The sequence below is a fragment of the Nocardiopsis oceani genome, assembly GCF_054777395.1.
The window spans coordinates 1-22,054 of the sequence record NZ_BAAHAR010000051.1 but is presented as its reverse complement, the minus strand read 5'-3'; the positions used below and the strand labels follow the sequence as shown (position 1 = coordinate 22,054).

General features: G+C 68.9%; 16 protein-coding genes. 9 read left to right on the top strand and 7 right to left on the bottom strand.

Going from position 1 to position 22,054, the window contains the following annotated elements; all coding sequences use genetic code 11:
- Window positions 1-590: 590 nt before the first annotated feature.
- The gene (locus ACYVDG_RS26860; protein WP_460759695.1) at window positions 591-3,770 is read left to right on the top strand and encodes an ATP-binding protein; all 3,180 of its coding nucleotides are present in this window, start codon (window positions 591-593) and stop codon (window positions 3,768-3,770) included.
- A 77-nt stretch (window positions 3,771-3,847) separates the two neighbouring features.
- On the opposite strand, the gene ACYVDG_RS26855 is transcribed toward ACYVDG_RS26860, so the two are convergent.
- The 6 genes from ACYVDG_RS26855 to ACYVDG_RS26830 form a co-directional block, all read right to left on the bottom strand.
- Complete coding sequence (locus ACYVDG_RS26855) at window positions 3,848-4,747, bottom strand: ABC transporter permease (RefSeq protein WP_460759690.1); 900 nt, start codon at window positions 4,745-4,747, stop codon at window positions 3,848-3,850.
- Window positions 4,747-5,751, bottom strand: a complete 1,005-nt coding sequence (locus ACYVDG_RS26850) for an ATP-binding cassette domain-containing protein (protein ID WP_460759685.1) — start codon at window positions 5,749-5,751, stop codon at window positions 4,747-4,749. Before ACYVDG_RS26850 ends, ACYVDG_RS26855 begins: the two co-directional genes overlap by 1 nt.
- An 80-nt stretch (window positions 5,752-5,831) precedes the next feature.
- A complete protein-coding gene (locus ACYVDG_RS26845) occupies window positions 5,832-6,431 on the bottom strand; it encodes an NADPH-dependent FMN reductase (protein WP_460759680.1) in 600 nt (199 codons plus the stop codon).
- 86 nt (window positions 6,432-6,517) lie between these two features.
- A complete protein-coding gene (locus tag ACYVDG_RS26840) occupies window positions 6,518-7,444 on the bottom strand; it encodes a universal stress protein (protein WP_460759677.1) in 927 nt (308 codons plus the stop codon).
- 197 nt (window positions 7,445-7,641) lie between these two features.
- A complete protein-coding gene (locus ACYVDG_RS26835) occupies window positions 7,642-8,874 on the bottom strand; it encodes an MFS transporter (RefSeq protein ID WP_460759672.1) in 1,233 nt (410 codons plus the stop codon).
- Window positions 8,875-9,606: 732 nt separating this feature from the next.
- The gene (locus ACYVDG_RS26830; protein WP_460759667.1) at window positions 9,607-10,317 is read right to left on the bottom strand and encodes a FadR/GntR family transcriptional regulator; all 711 of its coding nucleotides are present in this window, start codon (window positions 10,315-10,317) and stop codon (window positions 9,607-9,609) included.
- 147 nt (window positions 10,318-10,464) lie between these two features.
- On the opposite strand from ACYVDG_RS26830, the gene ggt reads away from it, so the two are divergent.
- From ggt to ACYVDG_RS26810, 4 genes are all read left to right on the top strand, one after another.
- The gene (gene ggt / locus ACYVDG_RS26825; protein ID WP_460759662.1) at window positions 10,465-12,072 is read left to right on the top strand and encodes a gamma-glutamyltransferase; all 1,608 of its coding nucleotides are present in this window, start codon (window positions 10,465-10,467) and stop codon (window positions 12,070-12,072) included.
- A 45-nt stretch (window positions 12,073-12,117) separates the two neighbouring features.
- Window positions 12,118-13,815 (top strand): L-lactate permease, encoded by a 1,698-nt coding sequence (locus ACYVDG_RS26820; RefSeq protein ID WP_460759658.1) that lies wholly within the window; start codon window positions 12,118-12,120, stop codon window positions 13,813-13,815.
- Between the two features lie 20 nt (window positions 13,816-13,835).
- Window positions 13,836-14,033: a hypothetical protein gene (locus ACYVDG_RS26815; protein WP_460759653.1), complete on the top strand. Its 198-nt coding sequence runs from the start codon at window positions 13,836-13,838 to the stop codon at window positions 14,031-14,033.
- A gap of 816 nt (window positions 14,034-14,849) precedes the next feature.
- A complete protein-coding gene (locus ACYVDG_RS26810) occupies window positions 14,850-15,824 on the top strand; it encodes a phosphotransferase (RefSeq protein ID WP_460759648.1) in 975 nt (324 codons plus the stop codon).
- 56 nt (window positions 15,825-15,880) lie between these two features.
- Here ACYVDG_RS26810 and ACYVDG_RS26805 read toward each other — a convergent pair whose 3' ends face one another.
- Window positions 15,881-17,356 carry a bifunctional phosphatase PAP2/diacylglycerol kinase family protein gene (locus ACYVDG_RS26805; RefSeq protein ID WP_460759643.1) on the bottom strand — a complete coding sequence of 492 codons (1,476 nt, stop codon included), beginning with the start codon at window positions 17,354-17,356 and terminating at the stop codon, window positions 15,881-15,883.
- Window positions 17,357-17,532: 176 nt separating this feature from the next.
- On the opposite strand from ACYVDG_RS26805, the gene ACYVDG_RS26800 reads away from it, so the two are divergent.
- From ACYVDG_RS26800 to ACYVDG_RS26785, 4 genes are all read left to right on the top strand, one after another.
- Window positions 17,533-18,045 (top strand): hypothetical protein, encoded by a 513-nt coding sequence (locus ACYVDG_RS26800; RefSeq protein ID WP_460759640.1) that lies wholly within the window; start codon window positions 17,533-17,535, stop codon window positions 18,043-18,045.
- 5 nt (window positions 18,046-18,050) lie between these two features.
- Window positions 18,051-19,406, top strand: coding sequence for an outer membrane protein assembly factor BamB family protein (locus ACYVDG_RS26795; protein WP_460759635.1), 1,356 nt, complete (start codon window positions 18,051-18,053; stop codon window positions 19,404-19,406).
- Window positions 19,407-19,550: 144 nt separating this feature from the next.
- Entirely contained in the window at window positions 19,551-19,871 is a 321-nt protein-coding gene (locus tag ACYVDG_RS26790) for a hypothetical protein (protein WP_460759630.1), read from the top strand.
- A gap of 118 nt (window positions 19,872-19,989) precedes the next feature.
- Window positions 19,990-21,462, top strand: coding sequence for a hypothetical protein (locus ACYVDG_RS26785; RefSeq protein WP_460759624.1), 1,473 nt, complete (start codon window positions 19,990-19,992; stop codon window positions 21,460-21,462).
- Window positions 21,463-22,054: the final 592 nt, after the last annotated feature.

The following is a 22,054-nucleotide window of genomic DNA, read 5'->3' as shown; positions in this document are numbered from 1 at the left end:
GTGAACCGTGCCCCTCGTCTCCGCTCGTGGAGGTTGGTCGCAGAGGAGCCGTCCCCGCGGCGCCGGAATGCCGTTGACGGGCTGGTTGCTCCTGCCAGCCCGCCCTGGGGTCCGGTTGTGGCTGGTTGTAGTGGCGCCCGAGCGCGCGGTTGGCTGGCAGCAACGAAGGCGCACCTGGTCCAGGGGCCGTTCCGGGCCTCGCCCTCCTGATGGGGATGGGCTGGCCTGTGTCCGGGGTAAAACCCGCGAACTTCCATTCCATTATGTGGAAATGAAATGTTGCATAATGGATCTTATGCATAGCGCCCTGTTCAGCGTCAATACATACAAGCTGATCGGGCCCTATCCCAACCGGTTCCGTGTTTTCCTCCAACCTCTCGCGGTCCGCTCGATGACCGCGTTGGTTAACCGGTCTTCTCCGGCCACGGGGGGCTGGCTGGCCGTATGTGTTTCGGGAGAGTCGGGGCGAGAGGGAGCAAGGGCCAGGCGAGGCGGGGCCGGGCACGTTGCGACAGGGTGAGGCGGGGTTCCCGTCGGGTTCCGGTGCGGGAATGCGGAAGCCCGGCACCCTCGGTGGTGTTGGGCATGGCATGGCCCTCTCTTCCCACGACCTTCCCGGCGCCCGCACCGGACTGATCGGGCGTGAGCACCCCGTCGCGGTCCTGCGCTCGGCGATCGGGCGCACGGACCACAGCCACGGCGGTCTGATGCTCATCACCGGTGAGGCCGGCGTGGGCAAGTCCAGTCTGGCCACCGCTGCCGTGGAAGAGGCCCGCCGTACCGGGGCCTTGGTGCTCAGCGGATCGTGCTGGGACTCCGATGGTGTCCCCGACCTGTGGCCGTGGATCCAGGTCGGCCGTGCGCTGCGCCGCGCGGCCGACCTACCGGGGGCGGCACGGATCGACCAGGGGACCTGGGAGGCCCTGGCAGTGCTGTTCGGTGAGAACACCGGAGACCCGGGAGCCGGATTCGCCCTGTTCGACGCACTGACCGAGGCCTTAGTGTCCCTGGCCCGAAACCGGCCGGTCCTGGTGGTGCTGGAGGACCTGCACTGGGCGGACACGGCGTCTCTGGACGTCTTGGAGTTCGTCGCCCAGCACACCTGGTTCGAACGGGTCCTCGTGGTGGGGACCTACCGCGACGCGGAGGTGGAGAACGAAGGCCACCACCTGCAGAGCCGCCTGGCGTCGCTGGCTTCGAGGGCCGTCACACTCGCGCTGAGCGGACTCGAACCCAAGGAGACGGGTGCCCTGGTCGAACGCACCGCGGGGCGGCGCCCGGACGAGGAGACCGTCGAGGCGCTCCACCGCTGGACCGGCGGCAACCCGTTCTTCGTCGAGCAGGCCGCGCGCCTGTGGCAGGGCGGAAGCGGGGCCACGACCCTCGCACCCGGGGTGCGTGAGGCGGTACGGCGGCGCCTGGACGTACTACCCGAGCCGGTGCGCGGCGTGCTCACCACCGCTGCACTGCTCGGGCGCGAGTTCCACCGCCAGATCCTGGCAGCGGTGTCGCGGCAGCCCGACGCCCGGGTGGACCGCCTGTTGGAGCAGGCCGCGGTGGCGAAACTGGTGGTGATCCAGAGTGGCGGGCACTGCGCCTTCTCCCACGATCTGGTGCGGGAGACCGTGGAGGCCGACCTCACCGACGAGGACCGCGCCGCAGCGCACCTCAGCGTGGTCCGGGCCGCGGACCGCTCACCCCGGATCGCCGGGATGATGTCTCCTCCCGACCTCGCCCGGCACGCCTACGCCGCCGGAGAGGACCTGGACGCGGAACGGGCCGTGGAACTGCTGGCGCGGGCCGCGGAGGACGCCGGCGGTCGGCTGGCCGGGGAGGAGTCCCTGCGGCACTACCGCCGTGCCCTGGAGCGCGCGGACTCCCTGGCACCCCGTCCGCGCGTGCTCCTCATGCTCGACTACAGCGCCATGCTGAGCCGGTGGGGCGAGGAGTCGCACGCGGACCGGGAGTACGAGCGAGCCCTCGAACTCGCCTCGCAAGCCCGGGAACCGGAACTGTTCGCGCGGGTGGTGCTGTCCTTCCCCCACACCTGCCAGGAGGGGAGCTCCGACAGATGGGAGGAGCTCGTCGCAGAGGCACACCGCGGTCTGCTACCCGACCGGACGAGGCGGGAGGGCACACCGGAGGCCCAGGCGCGGGAGGTCTTGGAACACCTGGTCCGCCGGGCCAGAGAACGAAACGACGACGAAGCGCTGACCTTCGCACTGTCCTCCCTGCACACCACGGTGTTCGGAGCGGGAAGCGCGCGGGAACGGCTCGCCCTCAGCCGGGAAATCGAACAGCTGGCCCGACAGACCGACGACCAGCCGCTGGTGCACATCGCCTCGGCCCTGCAATGGGTGGCGCTGCTGCAACTCGGCGACCCCCGCTACCTGGAACAGTTCCGCACGTTCGCGGCACGCGCCCGAAACGAGGGCGCACCGCTGTTCGTGCTCGTGAGCCAGGTCGACCAAGCGATCGTGTCCGGGATCCTCGGAGAGTTCGAGGAGTCCGCGGACGCCCTGGCCGAGGCCCACCGCTTCGCCCCCGGTATCGGGGAGAAGGTGGTCGGAGGCGACGAGCTGCTCAAACACGAGGAGTGGGGCCTGCTCCTTCTCCAAGGGCGCCACACGAAGCTGGAGGAGCTGCACCGCCGGCCCCTGCAGCGCCCCACCCCCTTGCTGGCCGGACTGCAGCAGGCCATCGCCGCGGTCCAGCACGGCGACGCGGCCGCCGCACGCGCCTTCCTCGACGAGCACGAAGACGGCGAGCCGCCGAAGGGCACCGCCCCGCTGTGGTGGCGGCTGCGCGCACAGGTCGCCGCCGCCACCCGTGATCCGGGGTTGAGCGAGCGCGCCCGCGGCGACCTCGCCCCCTACTCCGGCGAGTGGCTGGTGTCGATGTACGGCTTCGAGATCGGGGGCCCGGCCGACCTGTGGCTGGGAAGGGCGGAGGCTGCCCAAGGGCTCTGGGAGCCGGCCTTGGAGCACCTGCGCGCGGCCGTGGCCTCCGCGCGGGCGCTGCGCTCACGTCCGTGGACGGTCGAGGCGCTGCTAGCGCTGGCCGAAACGCTGTTGGACCGCGCGGACGACGGTGACGGGGACGCGGCCCTCGCGCTCCTCGACGAAGCCGGGGGCCGGGCAGCGGGGATGCACGACGTCCCGGCACGCGTGGCTCGGTTGCGCGAACGGGCCGCGGCGGACCCGGCGCCGGTGGATTCCGGGCCGGACCACGAGTTCCGGTTCGACTCCGGTACCTGGTCGCTCCGCTTCGCCGGGTCGGTCGTTCACATGCCGGACGCCAAAGGCCTGCGCGACCTGCACCTTCTGCTGTCCAGCCCCGGAGTGGACGTGCCCGCGGTACGGCTCGTCAACCCGGCCGGCGGTGCCGAGGCGGAGTCCGCCGCCCGCATGGGCGGGGACGACGTCCTGGACGAGCGGGCCAAGGCGGAGTTCCGGCGGAGACTGACCGAACTGGACGAGCTGATCGAGCAGGCCGAAGCGCTAGGCGACGACGAGCGCGCCGCCGCCCGCGATCGGGAGCGCGCGGCGCTGCTGGGGGAGCTGCGCTCGGCCGCGGGCCTGGGCGGGCGCCCCCGGCGCCTGGGCGACGCCGCCGAGCGCGCCCGTAAGACCGTGACCGCGCGTATCCGGGACACGCTGGGGCGCCTCGACCGGCGCCACCCCGAGCTCGCCGCCCATCTTCGCGAGTCGGTGTCCACCGGAGCGCACTGTTCCTACCGTCCGAACACGCGGCCCCGCTGGCGGCTGTAAGGCCGGGCCGGATCCCCCTCTCCGGGACGGGACCCGGCCTCACAGCCGCGGTTGACGGGGCCGATCGCCACCGCGGCTCACTTACGGTTGTACAGCCACATGGTCAGCGAGCCGAAGATCAGCACCGAGGCCGCGCAGAACACGCCCACCCAGGTGATGGCGGCGGCGTCGGGCACTCCGGCCATCACGGAGCGGATCGCGGTGACCAGCTGGGTGATCGGGTTCAGGTCCACGAACACCTGGAGCCAGTCCGGCATGGTCCGCGGGTCCACGAACACGTTGCTGAGGAACGTCAGCGGGAACAGGATCAGCATGCTGATGCCCATCACCGACTTCTCCGTGCGGGCGATCAGGCCGATCGCGGTCCAGATCCACGACAGCGAGAAGGCCGCCGCCAGCAGCAACAGCACTCCGGCCACGACTCCGGCCGGGCCCCCGTCCGGCCGGAATCCCAGGAGCAACCCCAAGCCCATGATCACCGCAGAGGCGGTCGTGTAGCGGAACACGTCGCCCAACAGGTAGCCCACCATGGGCGAGGGCCGCCAGATCGGCAGGGTGCGGAAACGGTCGAACACGCCCTTGTCGATGTCGTTCTTGACCGAGGAGCCCGTGTACATCGTCGTCATGATGACGCTCATGACCATGATCCCGGGCAGCAGGAACTGGATGTAGTCCTCGGTGCCCCCGGCGATCGCACCCCCGAAGAGGTACGTGAACATGAGCGTCATCATGATCGGGAAGGCCGTGACGTCGAACAGCTGCTCCGGCACGTGCTTGATCTTGAGCATCGCACGCCAGCCGAAGGCCGCGGTGGCCGCGGCCGGGCTGGGCCGTTGGGGCCACTCCTCCGGGATCAGCACGGCCCGCAGCTCGGCTGAGGACGCGCCTGGCGAGGAGCCGGACGACGCTTCTGGCACGGCGCCGGATGAGGCGCCCGACGACGAGGCGGAAGCGGTGTTGGTCGGTGCGGTGGCCATTACGCGGCCTCCTTCGCGGTCTGGTCGTCGGTGCTCTGGTCGTGGGCGGGGTGGTCGGTCAGGGCGAGGAAGACCTCGTCCAGGCTGGGCTGGCCCAGCGCGAAGTCGTCGACCGCCACCCCGTTGCGGGACAGTTCGGCCAAGGCGTGGGCGGCCCGGTCGGCGGCGTCGGCGGACCCGGTCAGCCGCGCTGTGAGCGCCACCGGGTCAGCGGCGCTGGTGACCTCCGCCCCCATGGCCTCAGCCAGAACCCGGCGCGCTTGCTCGAGCTGGGCCGCATCGCGCAGCCGCAGCTGCACCGACCCGGCGCCGACCGACGACTTGAGCTCACCCGGGGTGCCTTCGGCGATGACCCGGCCGTGGTCGATGACGGCGATGCGGGAGGCCAGCTGGTCGGCCTCGTCCAGGTACTGAGTGGTGAGCAGCACCGTGGTGCCCTGCGCGACGATGATGCGCACGATGTCCCACACCTGGTTGCGGCTGCGCGGGTCCAGGCCGGTGGTCGGCTCGTCCAGGAACATCAGCTCCGGAGGGCGCACGATGCTGGCGGCGATGTCCAGGCGGCGGCGCATGCCCCCGGAGTAGTTCTTGGCCTGCCGGTAGGCCGCGTCCTGCAAATCGAAGGCCTCCAGCAGGAGCTCGCCCCGGCGGCGGGCGGCTGCTTTGCGGTAGCCGACCAGCCTGCCGATGAGGATGAGGTTCTCGATGCCGGTGAGGTCCTCGTCGACCGACGCGAACTGGCCGGTCAGGCTGACCTTGTCCCGCACCTTGTTGGCCTGCGTGCGTACGTCCAGGCCCATGACCTGCGCCTGTCCGCCGTCCAGTTGGAGGAGCGTGGCCAGCATCTTCACCGCCGTCGTCTTTCCGGCCCCGTTGGGGCCGAGCACGCCGTAGACCTGGCCTGCCGGGACGGTGAGGTCCAGGCCGTCCACCGCACGGTTCTTCCCGAAGACCTTCACCAGGCCCTCGGCACGGATGGCGGCGTCAGCGTCGCGAATCGCCATGGCTCCTTCTTTCTTGAGTGCGGATACTTGAGTCCGAATCGTCGGTCTCCGTAAGGAAAGACCTGGGGAAGAGGCGGGAATCATCGGGGCCACTCCCGGTACGGGCGCCGCGCGCGGGCCTCGCGCAGGGCCAGGCCCCACCACAGGAGCTGGTCGAGCATCGCCGTCGCGGCCCTCTCGATGTGCGGGCCGTCCATGTGGGGCAGGTCCTCGGTGAGCAGGTTCAGACCGACCCGGTTTCGCATGGTCACCGCTTGGAGTTCGACGAAGACGGCGCGCAGGTGCTCGACGGCGTGCAAGCCGGTGTCTCCGGTGCCGTAGGAGGTGAAGCCCACCGGTTTGGCCCGCCACTCGTCGAAGCCGAAGTCGATGGCCTGTTTGAGGGAGGCGGGGTAGCTGCGGTTGTACTCGGGGGTGACGATGACGAACCCCTCGGCCCGGTCCAAGGCTTCGGTGAAGCGGATCATCTCGGGGGTGGGGTCGGCCGGAAAGCGGTTCGGGAAGTCGAAGGCCGCCAGGTCGACGAGTTCGGGGGTGAACTCCGGGCGGGCCCTGAGCACGCGGGTCATCCAGGCGGCGATGTCCCCGCCGGAGCGGGCCTCGCGCGTGCTTCCCACGATCACCGCGGTGCGCAGCGGCGACTGCCCGTCCAACGGGTCCAGTGTCCCGGTGCCGTCCATAGCCGTGGTCCTCCCGCCTGTCTCGCTGCTTGCCCAGGAGGCGCGAGACGGCGTCCGGCTTCCGCTAGACGGGAGCTAGCGGCGGTTCAGTCTTCGCTGCTGGACTTGGGCAGCACTACGACGGGGATGGGGGAGCGGTGCAGGAGGCCCTGGCTCACCGAGCCGAGGAAGAGCCCTCGGACCGTGCCCCGGCCGCGGGAGCCGACCACGATGGCGTCGGCCCCTGCGGCGGCCTTCAGCACCGCGTCAACCGGGTGGGAATCGGAGCGTACGACGCTGACCTCGACAGCGGAGTCGTCGCGGTCCTCGAGCGCGTCCGCGAGCAAGTCGGTGACCAGCTGCTCGGACTGTTGGTCGAAGACCTCCTCCAGGGACTGGAGACCGGGGCCGTACGCCCCGGTCGGGTAGCCGTAGGGGAGGGGTACCTCCCAGCTGTTGACCACGACGAGTTCGCCCTCGGCCTCCGCCACCAAGTCCGCGGCCAAGCCCAGCGCGCGGCGGGAGGGGTCGGAACCGTCGACGCCGACGACGATGCGGTCGAGGGAGGTCTTCGCCGAACGCCCCTCGCCGTCGTCGGGCACCACGACGACCGGGCAGGGCGCTTGGGCGGCCACGCGCACGCTCACCGACCCCACGAACACCGAGGCGACCGTGCCCAGGCCCCGGGTGCCCAGCACGATCAGGTCGTCCGGGCCGCTCTGCTGGATCACCGCCAGCGGCGCCTCGTCCATGGTCGAGACGGTCTGGGCCTCGACACCGGGTTGGAGTTGGGCCGCGTGCTCGCTGGCCTCGGTGAGCACAGCGGTGGACTGCTCGGTCATCTCGGCGGTCGGTGAGAGGCGGGAGATCCTTCCGGTCGCCACGAACACCGGCATGCCGAGAGCGTGCACGATACGCAGTACAGTCCCGCGGCGGGCGGCTTCCGCGGCGGCCCACTCCAGGGCTGCCCGGGAATGGGAGGAGCCGTCTACACCGACGACGACCTTGGACCTGTTCTCCTGCTCCGCTGCCATGATCTTCCCCCTCGATCCGGTTTCCGCACCGCCGACAGGTCATCCAGGGTGGCTCCGCCACAGCCGGGCCGTGTCTCCTCGCACTCCGACCAGTCGACCGAACGAGCTGTTTCCAGTCAACCGTCACCTACCCGAAGACAGTAGGGGCATTGGACAGGCGCTGCCGAGACCAACGGCCCACGGGACGGGAAGGCGGTTCACACCGCCCCCGCCCGCTCGTTTCGTAGCCGGGTCCGGATACGCGGGACAAACCACGCGGCGGCAGCTGACACCAGGAGGCAGTAGGTACCCAAGGCCGTGATCTGGGCCGGGTAGCCGACCCCGGCGTCGATCAGCAGACCGGCGACACCGGGCCCCGCGGCGGAGGCAAAGACGAGGACCGCCACGATGATCGACCGGATGGAGCCCAGGTGCTCGACCCCGTACACCTCCGGCCACACCGTTCCGAACAGGCCCAGGGACAGCCCGTTCGTGATTCCGTACAGCAGCATGAACACCGCAACGCTCCACGGCCCCTCCGCCATCGCCAGGACGAGCAGACCCAGACCCAAGGGGAGCAGGTAGACGGGGACGAGTCGCAGCGCGGTGAGGCGGTCGACAAGGATGCCGCCCACCAGGTTGAACACCACGGTCGTGACCGCGTACACCGACAGAGTCGAAGCGAACAGGGCCGGAACCCACCCCCGTAGCTCGGTCAGGTACGCCTGGTGGAAGAACACGGTGTTGCCGATCAGGGCCGGTGCGACCATGGCGGTGAGAACCAGATAGAAGTAGGGGTCGCGCAGGGTCTGGCGACGCGTCCAGCCACGGACCGCGGCCACGGGACGGTCACCGCCCGCGCCGGTGAGCGTGCGCTCCCGGCCCATGAGGACGGACATCGGCCACGCCAGCAGTAGGAGAAGTGCGGCCACGAGCCACCACGCCTCCCGCCATCCCGCAACGGCCAGGACGGCGACGACCGCGAGCGGCAGGACGGCCTCCCCGGTGTTCAACCCCAGCGTGGCCACCGAAGTGGCGCGTCCGCGCTCCCGGTCGAACCACCGTCCGGTGAGGGTGAAGGAGGTGTGGGTCATCATGCCCTGGCCGAACAGCCGCAGGGTGAAAAGGGCCAGGAAGAGGATCCACACCTGGGAGGCCAGCGCCATGATCGCGGCCCCGAGGGCCAGCATCAGTGCGAGCGCGGGAACGATCCGCCCAGCGCCGTGGCGGTCCACCACCTTGCCCAGCTGGGTCATCGCCAGGGCACTGGCCAGGGTCGCGAACATGAACAGGGAACTGAACTGTCCGTGGGTGAGGTCGAGGGTCTGACGGATGTCAGCGGAGAAGAGGGAGACGAAGAAGGTCTGACCGAAGGAGGAGAACAGGAAGAGCGCGAAACAACCCAGAAGCCAGCGCCGGTTGGCGGCCAGGAAAAACAGGTAGGTGCGCATGTCAGACCGGTATCCTTTTGGTTGGCGCCATGGCGGACACGGCGTGATTGTCGTGTCGCTTCACATCCGGATGGGCCGTGTCAACGTCGTTCGAAAAGTGGTTCTGGCACGGATTTGGTGAAGCGCCTGCGCCGACAGGGCTCTGCTCGCGATGATGCGAGGTGTCCCTCTCCTCCTTCTTCAACCTGTTCGTTCCCCGCCTGACGGAACTCTTGACACACCTAACTATGGCCCTGGGTGGGCGAGCGGGCGCCCGACTGTCTGCTCACCTGGACGCCGCGGTCAGCCGGATGAGCCTGCTGCGCTCGATCCGCACCAGGCCCGAGACCGCCGTGGAAACACCCCGCGTCCTCGGAGTGGATGGTTTCGCTGTGCAAGGGCCATGCCTACGGAACGCTGTTGGTTGACCTTGAGGCCCGCCTGGGACACCGCTCGCAAGCCGTTCGTGTGGCCCGAATCGACCGAGCAGATCCTGTCCTCCCTCGGCCAGCTACCGCAACGAAATTACGACTCGGGACACCAGGGATCGACGCGCTGGCAACGGCTCAGACCAGTCCAGTCAATAGGGCCGAGGACTCCAGCGCAGACAACGCAGTGTCGGAGTTGTTCACCGCCAGCCTCAAGCGCGAGACATTGGAGGGAAGGGGGCCTCGAACGCTGGATCACGGCCCAGGCGGCCCGCTTGGCGGCATTCTCCTGGGCGGGTCCCCCAGGCACGGCTGGCCGCTCTGACTACTCGCATAGAGCCTGCAGGCTCAGCCGTTCCACATCAAGAATGTGGCTGGTCATGGCCTCATGAGCGATCTCCGGGTCGTGGTGCTCGATAGCGGTGAGAATGCGTTGGTGACCCTCGAAGGACACCTGTATCCCTCCGGAGGTCCGCAGGGAGTAGTTCCTGCTGTCTAGGAGCAGCTCGTTGATTCCTTCGACCATCTTGGCCAGCAGCGCGTTCTTCGTTGTTTGCGCGATAGCTAGGTGGAACGCGCTGTCCGCGTTGACGAATGAGGTTCCCTCGGCAATGCAGCGCTCCTGGTCACTCATGTGGCGGCGCAGCTCGTCGAGGTCGTGCTCCTCGGCCTGTATTGCCGCGGTCTGGGCGAGCTGGGGCTCGATGAGTCGGCGAAGTTCGAACTGGTCGTTCAGCGGGGCGTTGACCAGGCTGAGCGCGGTGGCGAGCTCGGTCACGCTTGAGATCTTTGCCCGAACGAACGTTCCCGCACCGACATGGCTCTCGACCAGCCCTTGACTTTGCAACAGGGAGAGCGCCTGGCGGATGGTCGCCCGGCTTACATGGAAACGCTTGGCGAGATCCCGTTCCGGAGGGAGCCGCTCCCCGGAACGCAACACCTCCCGCTGCATGAGGTCACGTAGCTGCCGTGCGACCTCCTCGTGTGCCTTCGTGCGGGCGATGGGGTTGATGGCAAGGTCGTCCTGTTCGTTCACCCTTCTCACTCTAGACCGTCAGCGGTCCATTGGCTGAACCGATTTTTTCGCAAACAGTTGACCAAGAGTGTGATCCGTGACATCTTTTTGGTCTAGAAGACAAGCCTCTATACCAATGGTCTGTTCATTGACCCACTGGAGTGTTGTATGTCGCATACCACTCGTGCCGTGACGCTGGCCCAACGCGGGATGGTGGCATCACCGCACTACCTCGCTTCGCTCGCGGGGCTAGACACTCTGCGAGAGGGCGGGAGCGCGGTGGACGCGGCCATCAGCGTCAACTCGACCCTCGGAGTCGTCTACTCGCACATGACCGGAGTGGGCGGAGATGCGATCTGGCTGATCTACGACGCCGCCTCCGGCTCCGTACACGCGCTCAACGGCAGCGGCAGAGCTGGAGCCAACGCCACGCGGGACCTGTTCGCCTCCCAGGGGCACACCACTATTCCGGTGCGCGGCCCAAAAGCGGCGATCACGGTCCCCGGCACGGTGGACAGCTGGTGCGCGGCCCACAATTGGTTCGGCACCCTTCCCCTGGCGCACACACTGCGCACGGCGATCAACTACGCCCGCGGCGGCCATGCGGTCTGCGCGGGCAAGGCAAGGTGCCTTAATGAGGTCAGCGACGTACTGCGCCGCTACAGCTCCTCACGTGAAACCCTGTTCACCTCAGGCGGACAACCACCCAAGCCTGGCGACGTGGTCCGCTTCCCGAAACTGGCCGAGACGCTGGAGACGATCGCTCAACAAGGCCGAGACGGTTTCTATACCGGCGCCGTGGCCGAGGAGATCGTCGGCTCACTGCAAAAGGCCGGTGGCCTTCTCACCATGGAGGACCTCGCCGCCCACCGTTCCGAGTGGGAACAACCGCTGTCCACCACCTACCGAGGGTTCGAGTGCTTCCAGCACCCTCCGAACTCTCAAGGCTTCGTGCACCTCATGATGCTGAACATCCTCGAGGGGTTCGACCTTTCGCAGATGGGCCAGACCAGCGCCGACTACCTGCACACCGTCACCGAGGCCACCAAGCTGGCCTTCGCCGACCGGGACCGCTACCTCACCGACCCGGACTTCACCGACATCCCACTCGACACACTGCTATCCAAGCAGTACGCCGCCGAACTCCGGGACCGCATCCGGCCCGACCTCGCCCGCCAGCCAGGCCAACCTTCCACACTCGCGGGCGACACCACCTGCAGCGTGGTCGTAGACAGCGCGGGCAACGCAGTATCGGTGATCCAGAGCCTCTACCACGAGGTCGGATCGGGGTTCGTGGCCGGTGACACCGGTGTGCTGTTGCAAAATCGCGGCTCGTTCTTCTCCCTTGACGAAGAACACGTGAACACCCTCGAACCGGGTAAACGCACTTTCCACACCCTCATGCCCGGGATGCTGCTCCGGAACGGCCAGCCATACCTGGTGTACGGAACGATGGGTGGCGAGGGCCAACCACAGACCTCAACAGCCCTGGTGAACCGCATAGTGGACTACGGCGACGAGGTCCAGCAGGCCATTGACCGCCCCCGATGGCTTCACGGGCGTACCTGGGGCGAGCAGAGCGAGGATCTGCGCGTCGAAAGCCGCATCCCCGAGTCAGTCCGCTCCGGCCTGCAGCGCCGGGGCCACACGGTACATACCGTGGACGAGTTTGACGACATCATGGGGCACGCGCAGGCGATCCACGTTGACTCCAGCAGAGGAGTCCTCATGGGAGGTGCCGACCCTCGGGGCGAAGGACTCGCCCTGGGCTGGTGACCCCCAGTGGCATTTATCTGTCCATGAGTAAAGGAAGTCAGCCACATGGACATGCCCGTCACGGTTCTGAACTGGAGCTTGGCATTCCTGCCAATCGCCCTACTCCTATTCATGATGATCGCACGCCGTTGGGGCGCGGCGGAAGCTGGACCATTAGCCTGGATCATCGCGGCGGTAGTGGCCGCCGCAGTATTCGAGCTGCCCCTTCCTGACCTCGGCCTGCAGAGCGTCAAGGGTACCTGGGACGCTATCACCATTCTCTACGTCGTGTGGCCGGCGATCCTGATCTATGAAGTTACGCGGGAAGCCGACGCCTTCGAACCATTCCGGCGCGGTATCACTCGATTGCTGCCGCACCCACTGATCCAGGTCATGGCCTTCGGGTGGATCTTCGCGTCGTTTCTGCAGGGCATTACCGGTTTCGGTGTACCCGTCGCTGTATGCGCTCCCCTGCTGATCGGGATCGGCGTCCGGCCGCTGTACGCTGTCGTCATCCCGCTTGTGGGGCACGCCTGGAACAACACCTTCGGCACCCTCGCCGTCGCGTGGCTTGGGCTTGGCCAGGTCACTGATATGTCGCCCGCAGTGGCTGCGACTACAGCCCTGTACGCCGCCGCCTTCGTCTGGATCCTGAACCTCATGGGCGGGCTTCTTGTGTGCTGGCTCTATGGCAAGGTGCGGGGAATTCTGGAAGGGCTCCCCGCGGTCTTGGCGATATCGCTGGTGCACGGCGGGCTGACACTCGTCCTCTCCCAGTGGAGCGACGTGCTCAACGGCTTCATCGCCGGTGTCGTCGGCTTCGCCCTGATCTTCGTTCTAGGAAGGCTGCCCAGGTACAAGCGGACCCCCTCTGTAACCGGCAGCCGTATCTTCGAATCGGGCCCCGGCCACGTAGGAGAGTCTCTCGCCACTACGGAGGGAGCCCCGACCAGTGGCGGCGCCGGACGCACCCTCACTGACGGCGGTGCTGGTGGCGGTGCCACAGAAGAGTCCACACCGGGTTCCGAAGCAGCCTCAGCGAAGCGAATGTCGCTGAACCGAGCGTTTATTCCTTATTACGCTCTGCTGGTGATCACTCTCGGGATCCTGCTCACGCCACTGGAGAGGCTGCTGGAGGTCTACTCGATCGGCCCGTCATTCCCCGAGATCACCACCGGTCTGGGATTCATCACCGGGGCCGAAGATGAGTCAGTAACGATATTGACCACCCCGGGAACATTCCTGTTCGCTGCGGCCTTCATCGGTTACTTCGCCTACCGCTCTATGGGCTACATCCATACGGGAGGGTTGCGTCGTATCGGGTCGAACACCGCCGGAAAGGCCATACCGGCAACGATCGCCGTCGTGAGCCTGGTGGCTATGGCCGCCGTGATGCAGGGGGCAGGCCAAGCAGAGGTACTCGCTTTGGGGATAGCAGCTACCACGGGCGGCTTCTACGCGTTCCTCGCACCGTTCATTGGCGTTCTCGGCGCCTTCATGACCAGCTCCAACCTCGCATCTAACCTACTCTTCGGTGGATTCCAGGAGAGCACCGCAAACGCCGCTGGGTTGAACCAATCCGCTGTCCTGGGCGCACAGACCGCCGGCGGAGCCACCGGCAACATTCTCGCCCCGGGGAACGTGATCCTGGGCACCACCACTGCCGGCATCCTCGGCCGTGAGGGCGATGTGCTGCGCATTACCCTCCCGCTGACCCTGCTCATAGCCGCTGTGATCGGAGTTGCCGTTCTCGCGGTTGCCTAGCCCTCATGTAAGGAGTCCAGATGGATGCTACAGGCCGCGCCCAATCCCTGGCGGGCATCGTGACGATCGCTGCGCTGCCGCTCCTATACATCGGCGGCACTCAGCAGGTGACGATCCTCGTCGTGATCGGGTTGGTCCTGTTCACCGCCGCGATGACTATTACACCGGCGATGCATTTTCTCATCACCCTGCGCCGTGGTCGGGACGCGCACGGCTAACTTCTTGGTGCGCAATAACGATCAGGTCCTTGCCTGGGAATAAAGCAGGCCGTGCGGTGAGGTATTTCTACAGTGCAATACCTGGGCTGGGCCGCACGGCCTTTCCCAGCCTATTGTCACAAGGCCTCAGCCGCTACGACTGGGCAAAATCTTTGCCGGCCTCGCCACTAGAAACTCAGTGTCCATGTCCAATGGGCGGAGAGCCCGGGCGTTGGCGAGTGATGCGCTGCCAACACTGGTTGGCCTTCTTGAACGAACGAAGTCGTCTGTAGTTCTTGCGGATCCAGCGCACCAGGTAGGCGTTGGCGCGCTCCAATAGGGGCAGCAGTGCAGAACCGTAATGCGTTTCAACGTCGTTCGAAAAGTGGTTCTGGCACGGATTTGGTGAAGCGCCTGCGCCGACAGGGCTCTGCTCGCGATGATGCGAGGTGTCCCTCTCCTCCTTCTTCAGCCTGTTCGTTCCCCGCCTGACGGAACTCTTGACACACCTAACTATGGCCCTGGGTGGGCGAGCGGGCGCCCGACTGTCTGCTCACCTGGACGCCGCGGTCAGTCGGATGAGCCTGCTGCGCTCGATCCGCACCAGGCCCGAGACCGCCGTGGAAACTCCCCGCGTCCTCTACACCAGCTCCGATCGAGCCCGCTTCCGTCAGGGAGACACCGAACATGGCACGTACTGTGCGGGAGAGGTGGGGGCTGTCAGCGAAACCCGTGTCCTGGGTAGCCGGCGGGGCGGAAGTAGACCCGTCGACGTTCGCCGGCGGGCTGACGGAAACCGGGTGTCTCCGTGAGGGAGGGGCTGTTAGCGTCACGGGTATGTGGGACAGGCCTGTTGACCTCGATGAATGCCGGATCCAGGACGCATTGGCGGGTTGGGGGATCCATGCCGTGGCGATGGCGTACGTCCCCTTGGGGTTCGGCGACCACCACTGGAGCGCCACCGACACCTCCGGGCGGCGCTGGTTCCTCACCCTCGCCGACCTGGAGCACAAACCCTTCCTCGGGGCGGATGCCGACACGGTCCTCGGCAACCTGGCCCGGGCCATGGACACCGCCGCCCAGCTTCACGACGAGGGCGGGCTCGGGTTCGTGGTGGCGCCGCTGCGCTCGGCCGCCGGCGCCACTGTCGAGCGGGTCGGCCAGCGCTACGCGCTGAGCGTCTTCCCCTACACGGAGGGCACCTCGGGGGACTTCGGGCAGGAACTCGAACCCGAGCAGCGCATCCGGGTCCTGGACACCCTCGCCCGCCTGCACCGGCGCACCCCGCCGGACAGCATCCGTGTGGCCCGCCCGGAGCTGGCCGGGGCCGACCGGCTGTCCGAGCTCGCTGCGGACCCGGAGAAGGTCGGCGACCAAGGGCCCTTCGCCACCCTTACATCGGAGCTCCTCGACCGGCACCGCACGGTTCTCCTGGGCCGCCTCGAACAGTTCGCCCTGCACGCCGCCGAGGTCGACACGTCCCGCGTCGTCACCACCCACGGCGAACCGCACCCCGGCAACCTGCTGTGGCGCAACGGCGGCCCGCTGTTCGTGGACTGGGACACCGTGGGACTGGCCGTCCCCGAACGCGACCTCTGGCTGGTCACCGACGACCCCGACGAGCTCTCCCACTACGCCGACGGGGCCGGGCACGTCCCCGACCCCGCGCTGCTCTCCCTGTACCGGCTGCGCTGGGACCTGCAGGACGTGGTGGAGTTCGTCGACTGGTTCGCCGCGCCGCACCAGCGCGGCCCCGACACCGAACAGGCCTGGCGGGACCTCGGCACGATCCTGGCCAGGCTGGACGGCTGACCGCTCGGCTTCGCCACCTGCCCCACCTCGTCCGGTCGACCGCCCACCCCGAGGGCTCAGCTGTGGGTTACCACGGGAACGAACACCCGCAGCGCGGCCGGGCGCTTGCGGAACGCCACGGTAGCCGAACCCTCCATCACCTCACCGTCCACCGCGAGCAGGCGCGGCTTCTCCGGGATGGCCAGGGTCAAGGCCTCGGCCAGCCGCTCGGTGTAGCCCTCACCGGCCAGATGCCGACCGAACAGCACGTCCGCCACGGCACGCAGCCTGGGGAACGGCGACCGCGCGCACAGCACCCGCACGTCCAACCGCCCGTCGTCCAGGCTCTCCCGCAGGCCCGGCACCCGCGCGTGCGTCCGGTACCGGCAGTTGCCCACGAACGCCCACCACACCTTGGCCGGGCGCCCGTCCACCAACGCCGGGGTGGGCTGCACATCGCGCAGGTCGCGCCAGATCGCCAGCGTGAAGGCGGGCCACTTGCCGATCCGCTCGGCCCAGCGGTCGCGCCGCTCCACCATGCGTGGATACGACCCGAACGACGCCGTGTTGAGGAAGATGTGCCCGTCCACCTCTCCCACGTCCACGCGGGCCACCTGGCGGTCGGCGAAGGCGCGCAGCGCGATCTCCACCGAGGTCAGCCCCAGGGTGCGGGCGAAGTTGTTCAGGGTCCCGTCCGGCAGCACCAGCAGCGGCCGGTCGTGGGCCAGCGCGGCCGTGGCCCCGGCATTGACGGTGCCGTCGCCGCCCGCCACCGCGAGCACCTCGCAGTCGCGGGCCGCCTTGTCCATCACCTCGGCGACGTCGTCTTCGACGGACATCGGAACGATGCGCGCGCGGGGCAGATGCCGGGCCACCCGGGTGGTGGTGTCGGCGGTGGTCAGGGTAGGGACCGTACCGTCGCCCCCGCGCGGGTTGAGCACCACGGTCACTCCGGCCCCCTCACGGTCCACCTCGGCCTCGCCCGCGGGGACGGTGCTCGCCCCGAAGGCGAGTTCGGGCCGCGGCGGGACGAGGGCCCGGGCGAGCACGGCGGCGCCGGCGCCCACGGCCAGGCCACCGAGCACGTCACCCGGGTAGTGCACCCCGCTGTACACGCGGGAGAAGCCGACCGCGCCCGCTATCGCGGACACCAGCACCGACAGCGGGACCGGCGCGTCGGCCATGACGCCGCCCGCGTAGCCGGTCGCGGCGGCGGTGTGACCGGACGGGAAGGAGGAGCTGAGGTAGCTGCGGTAGGGAAAACGGGCGGTGGGCACCGCCGAGCTGTCCGGCCGCGGGCGCCGGGCCAGGTACTTGACGGCGGTGGCGCCGATGTTGGCCGCACCAGCGGCGACGATCGCGCGCAGTGCGGTGCGGCGCAGCCGGGGCCCGCCGGTGACCGCGAGGGTGGCCGAGACCAGCACCCAGGGCGCCATGTTGTCGGTGGTCTGGACGAACTTGGGCGTGTACCCGTCCAGGTGTGGCGTGCCCACCCGGGTGACCCGGTCGTACACGCGTCGGTCGAACCGGTGGAGCCGCTGGAGCAGTCGCATGGAGCCAGCCTGGTGGCCCCGGGGTGTGTTGTCCATAAGCGCGCGCCGTGCAGCTGTCCCCGAAGCCTCGCAGAGCCGCCGCTCCCTTCCGGCCCCTGGTCCCCGTGCACACCGGCTGATAGCTTTTCGCGGTCCCCGAATTGCCCATCTCGCAAGTGAGGTAGGACCAAGACAGCGTGGCGGAGAAGACCGAACGGCGAGTGGGCAGACCCGCGGGTGCGGCGGGCCGGTGGCTCATCCTCGTGGGGGCCGTGTTGGCGGTGGGCGCGCTTACCTGGGGGTTGTTCGTATACCAGCCCGACGCTCTGCCGGAGAGCATGGGCGGCCTCTGGTGGCTGTTTTTCCTCGCCGCCGCCCTGTGGCTCTACCCGGTCTCCCGGAGCGAGGACGTGTCCAGGGCGTGGGAACCGCGGGTCTCGACGCGGGTCCGGGTCCTTCTGCTGGCGGCGCTCGCCGCCGGTCTCGCTGTGTTCACCTGGATCGGCGCCCCGCGCGAGGCGTTCAGCTGGTGGGCCGACCCCGCCCACCACCACTCGCCGTCGGTGCCAGAGGTGGCGCTGTGGCTCGGCAGATGCGGAGTGACCCTGGGTGTGTTGGTGATCCTGGTCGGGGAACGGCCCGGCCGGACCTTCCCCGCCACGGTGCCCCGAGCTGGCGCCGCACCGCCGTGGGCACGGCCGCCGGGGTAGTCGCCGTGGTCCTGCTGACGGTGCTGGCGGTGCCGCTGACCTACCGCCCCGTTGTGCACAGCGTCGCGTCCGCCGGGAGCGAGGCGGTCCCGGTGCCGGAGGACGTGACCCGGGTGGGGTGGACCTGGGAGCCGCCCGAACACACGGACCTCCTCTCGACCGATGCCGGGACCCGGGGGCCGGTGTTCACGGTCACTGACGGGCTGGTTGCCCTGGACGGCCAGGCGGGAGAGGAACTGTGGGCCTACCGCCAACCCGGCGCCACAGAGGTGGAGAGCGGTGTGATCGCCGGCGGGGAACTGGCGTATGTCCGGTACCGCGACCTGTTCGAGGGCGGGGAGGGGACAGTGCTGCTGGACACCGCCACCGGTGAGGTGGTCGAAGAAGGGGAGTGGCCCGAGATCAGCGATCCAGAACACGTGCTCGACGAGCCGGTAACCGCCGCCGGTGTCACCCTGCGTGCCGAGGACCCCTACCGGGTGGACGGCGAGGAGACCGTCTTCGCCTACGAGTCGGAGAGTGCCGAGCCGGTGTGGGAGCACACGCCGGAAGGCGGTCCCGAAGAGCTCTGCTACGGGGAGGAGCCACTGCCCTTCGGGGACACGGTGCTGCTCGGATACCGCTGTGCCGAACCCGACCTGTGGAAGGAGGAGCAGGAGTGGGAGGACGAGGAGGGGCAGGTGCCCGAGTCACTCTCCGGGCCGGTGGAGGCCTCCGTGGTGGCGCTGGACGCGCGCACCGGGGACGAGCTCTGGTCCCGTGACTGGACCTGGCAGCACGACGTCTCACAGAGCGATCGCGTGGGGCGCCTGGCAGGGTTGAACCTGATCGACGGAGGTGCGCCCCTGAACAGCGGCGCCGAAACGGCTCTGGGGGTGCGGACGGCTTCGGGGGCAGAGGCCTCGGTGGTCGATCCGGCCACCGGCGAGGACGTCGTGGACCTGACCGGGTACGACTGGGTCGAGCTGTACGGGTTCGACACCGGGACGGTGATCTACCGGACCGATGATTTCCCGGAAGGAAACGACACCAACCGCCGGTGGTCGGAGGAAGACGGACACGACGAGGCCCACGGGTCCCGCCCCAGCGGCTGGCACCACCGCAGCGACGGGGTGCTCGCGGACCGGTACCTGGTGACGGAGCGCGGTGAGGGCGACCAGGGGCTGCAACTCCAGGTCGAGACACACCCCTTCGGTGCGGAGAGAGCAGAGAGGGTCACCCCGGTCGAGGACTCCCCGGACAGGGAGCTCGTCTTCTCCGAGGCGCAGAGTCCCCAGGCGGTCCCCGGAGCAGTCGTGTTCCTGGTGGAGAACGTGGTGGGCGCTAGGGAGCAAGCCGTCCTCTACGGCCTGGTGCCCTGACCGTCGGCCGGTGCCGTTCCAGTGGTACAGGCCCCGAGGGCGGTGCCGCTTCCGGTGCTGGTGACCGCATCCGGCCCTGGGAAGACGTTTCGGTAGGCCCCCGGGAGAGGTAGATTTCCGGCGTTCCCCCTTGGAAAGGCGCCCATGTCCACCGAGAACCCCGACCCGATCCACGTCGTGGTCCTGCACTCCGAGCAACCGCTCACCGTCGACCTCGACGAGGCCCACCCCGGCTGCCGGGTCACCGTCCTCACCGACGGTGTCCCCGACGCGGTCAGCGAGGGGACCGAGCCGCCGGACGTCGTGTCGATGCCGCGCTACGAATGGGCCGACCAGCTCGCCCGCTGGGCGCGCGGCGGGGAGGTCGACGTGGTGACCAGGGACGAGACCTGCCAGGACGTGTGCGCCGAACTCCGCGCCGGGCTCGGGCTGGTCCCGCGGCCCCGCGCCTCCGCCGACCACTGACCCACGGTTCCCGAACCGGGCCTCCCGACGGTGCGTCGGCCGCTGCTAGTTTGTCGATCGCACGACGGGCGGCGGGGCTTCGCGCGCGCGGCGCCCGAACCCGGGTCGGGAGGCGGTCTTGGCGGAAAGCACGGAGGCGACCGGGCGCAGCGTGCCGGTCCGTGCCCTGCTCTGGTCCACGGCCGGGATCCTGGCCCTAGTGCTCGCCGCCGGGCTGGCGGTCTCCGTCGCCTACCCGGGCACGGTCCACCGGGTCGCCGACACGGATCGCGGCGATCCGCCGTCGTACCCCTTCGACGTCCGCGAGCAGGGCTGGGATTGGCAGCCGCCGCGGGGCACCTCGGTGACCGGTGTGGGATCCGGACCACACGGGCCGGTCATGGAGCTCAGCGACGGGTTCACGGCCCTGGACGGGACCACGGGTGAGGAGCTGTGGACCTACCGGAAGCCCCGCACGGACGGGCTGGAAACCCGCTTGTTCGAGGGTGCGGCACTGCTCGTCCACCGTCCGGGCGACGGTCCGTCGACGGAGACTCTGCTGGACCCCGGAACCGGTGAGATCACCGCCGAGCGCCCGGCGGCCGAACAGGGTGTGCTGGCGTACACCCTCCCGACCGCCCTGCACGAGTACCGGAACGGTGCCGGGCGTCAGGGGTTCGAGGCGCGTGAGGCGGACTCCGGCGACCCCCGGTGGGCCTTCGTCCCCGAGGCCGACGACCTGCTCTGCGAGTACCAGCCCCACCCGTGGCCGACGTACGCGCCGGACACCGGTGCGGGACGCGTAGTGGTGGCCCAGGCCTGTGTGGACGCCCAGGAGTACGAGGAGGGGACGCTCACGGGTTCCGCCGACGCCCCCGGACCGGGTGGCGTCGAGGACATTCTCGTCTACGGCGGTCAGCTGGACTCGATGGCCGCGGTGGTCTCCGCCATGGATCTGGACACGGGGGAGGAGCTGTGGCGCCACGAGCAGCCGGTCACCGAACCCGCGGACCGGATCGAACTGGACCGGGTGAGCGGAACCCCGTCCGAGTTCGGGGCGGAGCACGCTTTCCGGCTCATGGACCACGACGGCCAGGTCCTGCTCGACCCCGGTACGGGGGAGCCTCTCGACCGGCCCGAGGAGGCGCTCGACGAGGACGGGCTGCCCAGACCGGACGCCGAATGGGTCCTGCGCGCGGACGCCGACGGAACGGTTCTGGCGGTGCCGACCGAGGGCGCTGACGGGGAGTTCGCCGCCGGAGAACGGGAAGCGTTCGAGGTGCTCACCGCCGACGCAGATGGGGACGTCAGGGCCCGGCTGACGATCGACGAGGAGGGGGTGCACTCGGGACACTTCGCGCACGCCGCCGTACTGGAGGACACGCTGCTCGTCCCCCGGGTCGACCCTCAGCCGGACGCGGAGGGCGGTGTGGTGTCGGTGCTCGTCGCCTCGCTGGCCGCGGACGACCTCGGCGGCGCGTGGCTGGAGGTAGGTCCCGCCTCCTCCGGCGCGGAAGAGGGATACCGCCTGCTTCCGGTTCCCGGGGCGGTCGTGTCCTACACCACCGACGGCGACGGTTCCGTGGTCGATATCCGCGCCCTGGTTCCCTGAGACCCGGTTCCCTGAGACCCGGTGCCCTGAGACCCGGTTCCCTGAGACCCGGTGCCCTGAGACCCGGTGCCCTGAGCCCTGGTGCGGGGCGCTGGTGAGTACTGGTGAAGGGGCGCTGGTGTAGCCCGGGGCACGGTGGGTGGGGGTTTACTGTTCGGTGCGGGTTTCCCGTTTCCTGCCGCTTGATGGTGGCCGTCTCCGCTGCGCGCCTCAAGGTCGTCGCCATCGAGCGCTTCGCGCATCATTGGCGCTCCACCTTGACCCGCTTCGCTGCGACGGCGGGTTGGCGGCTGTCAGGAAAGGGGGAGGTGTGGTCGGGGTAGCAATGGTCCGGCCTTCGGCCGGACCCCAACGGCACAAGCACGGCCTGGCGGCCGTCAGCGGCCACTCCGCCGGAGCGTTGACGGGTCGGGTGTCGCGGCGGGTCATGCTCTGCTGCGAACCCCTCGGCCTGGGGGCCGATACCAATACCGTTGTTTTAGGTTGTTGTCGCTGGTCGGGGCACACCACCCGGGCTGGCCCTTGGTCTGGCGTTCGCGATCACGCTCACCCGCGAGATACTCAAGAACGTGACGAACGCGGCTGACCGTGC

Excerpts from the sequence above, each read along its gene's own strand:
- ggt (WP_460759662.1), top strand. The coding sequence starts at position 10,465 with ATGTCGCATACCACTCGTGCCGTGACGCTGGCCCAACGCGGGATGGTG.
- ACYVDG_RS26835 (WP_460759672.1), bottom strand. The coding sequence starts at position 8,874 with ATGCGCACCTACCTGTTTTTCCTGGCCGCCAACCGGCGCTGGCTTCTG.
- ACYVDG_RS26810 (WP_460759648.1), top strand. The coding sequence starts at position 14,850 with ATGTGGGACAGGCCTGTTGACCTCGATGAATGCCGGATCCAGGACGCA.
- ACYVDG_RS26815 (WP_460759653.1), top strand. The coding sequence starts at position 13,836 with ATGGATGCTACAGGCCGCGCCCAATCCCTGGCGGGCATCGTGACGATC.
- ACYVDG_RS26820 (WP_460759658.1), top strand. The coding sequence starts at position 12,118 with ATGGACATGCCCGTCACGGTTCTGAACTGGAGCTTGGCATTCCTGCCA.
- ACYVDG_RS26855 (WP_460759690.1), bottom strand. The coding sequence starts at position 4,747 with ATGGCCACCGCACCGACCAACACCGCTTCCGCCTCGTCGTCGGGCGCC.
- ACYVDG_RS26790 (WP_460759630.1), top strand. The coding sequence starts at position 19,551 with ATGTCCACCGAGAACCCCGACCCGATCCACGTCGTGGTCCTGCACTCC.
- ACYVDG_RS26840 (WP_460759677.1), bottom strand. The coding sequence starts at position 7,444 with ATGGCAGCGGAGCAGGAGAACAGGTCCAAGGTCGTCGTCGGTGTAGAC.
- ACYVDG_RS26860 (WP_460759695.1), top strand. The coding sequence starts at position 591 with ATGGCCCTCTCTTCCCACGACCTTCCCGGCGCCCGCACCGGACTGATC.
- ACYVDG_RS26805 (WP_460759643.1), bottom strand. The coding sequence starts at position 17,356 with ATGCGACTGCTCCAGCGGCTCCACCGGTTCGACCGACGCGTGTACGAC.
- ACYVDG_RS26845 (WP_460759680.1), bottom strand. The coding sequence starts at position 6,431 with ATGGACGGCACCGGGACACTGGACCCGTTGGACGGGCAGTCGCCGCTG.
- ACYVDG_RS26850 (WP_460759685.1), bottom strand. The coding sequence starts at position 5,751 with ATGGCGATTCGCGACGCTGACGCCGCCATCCGTGCCGAGGGCCTGGTG.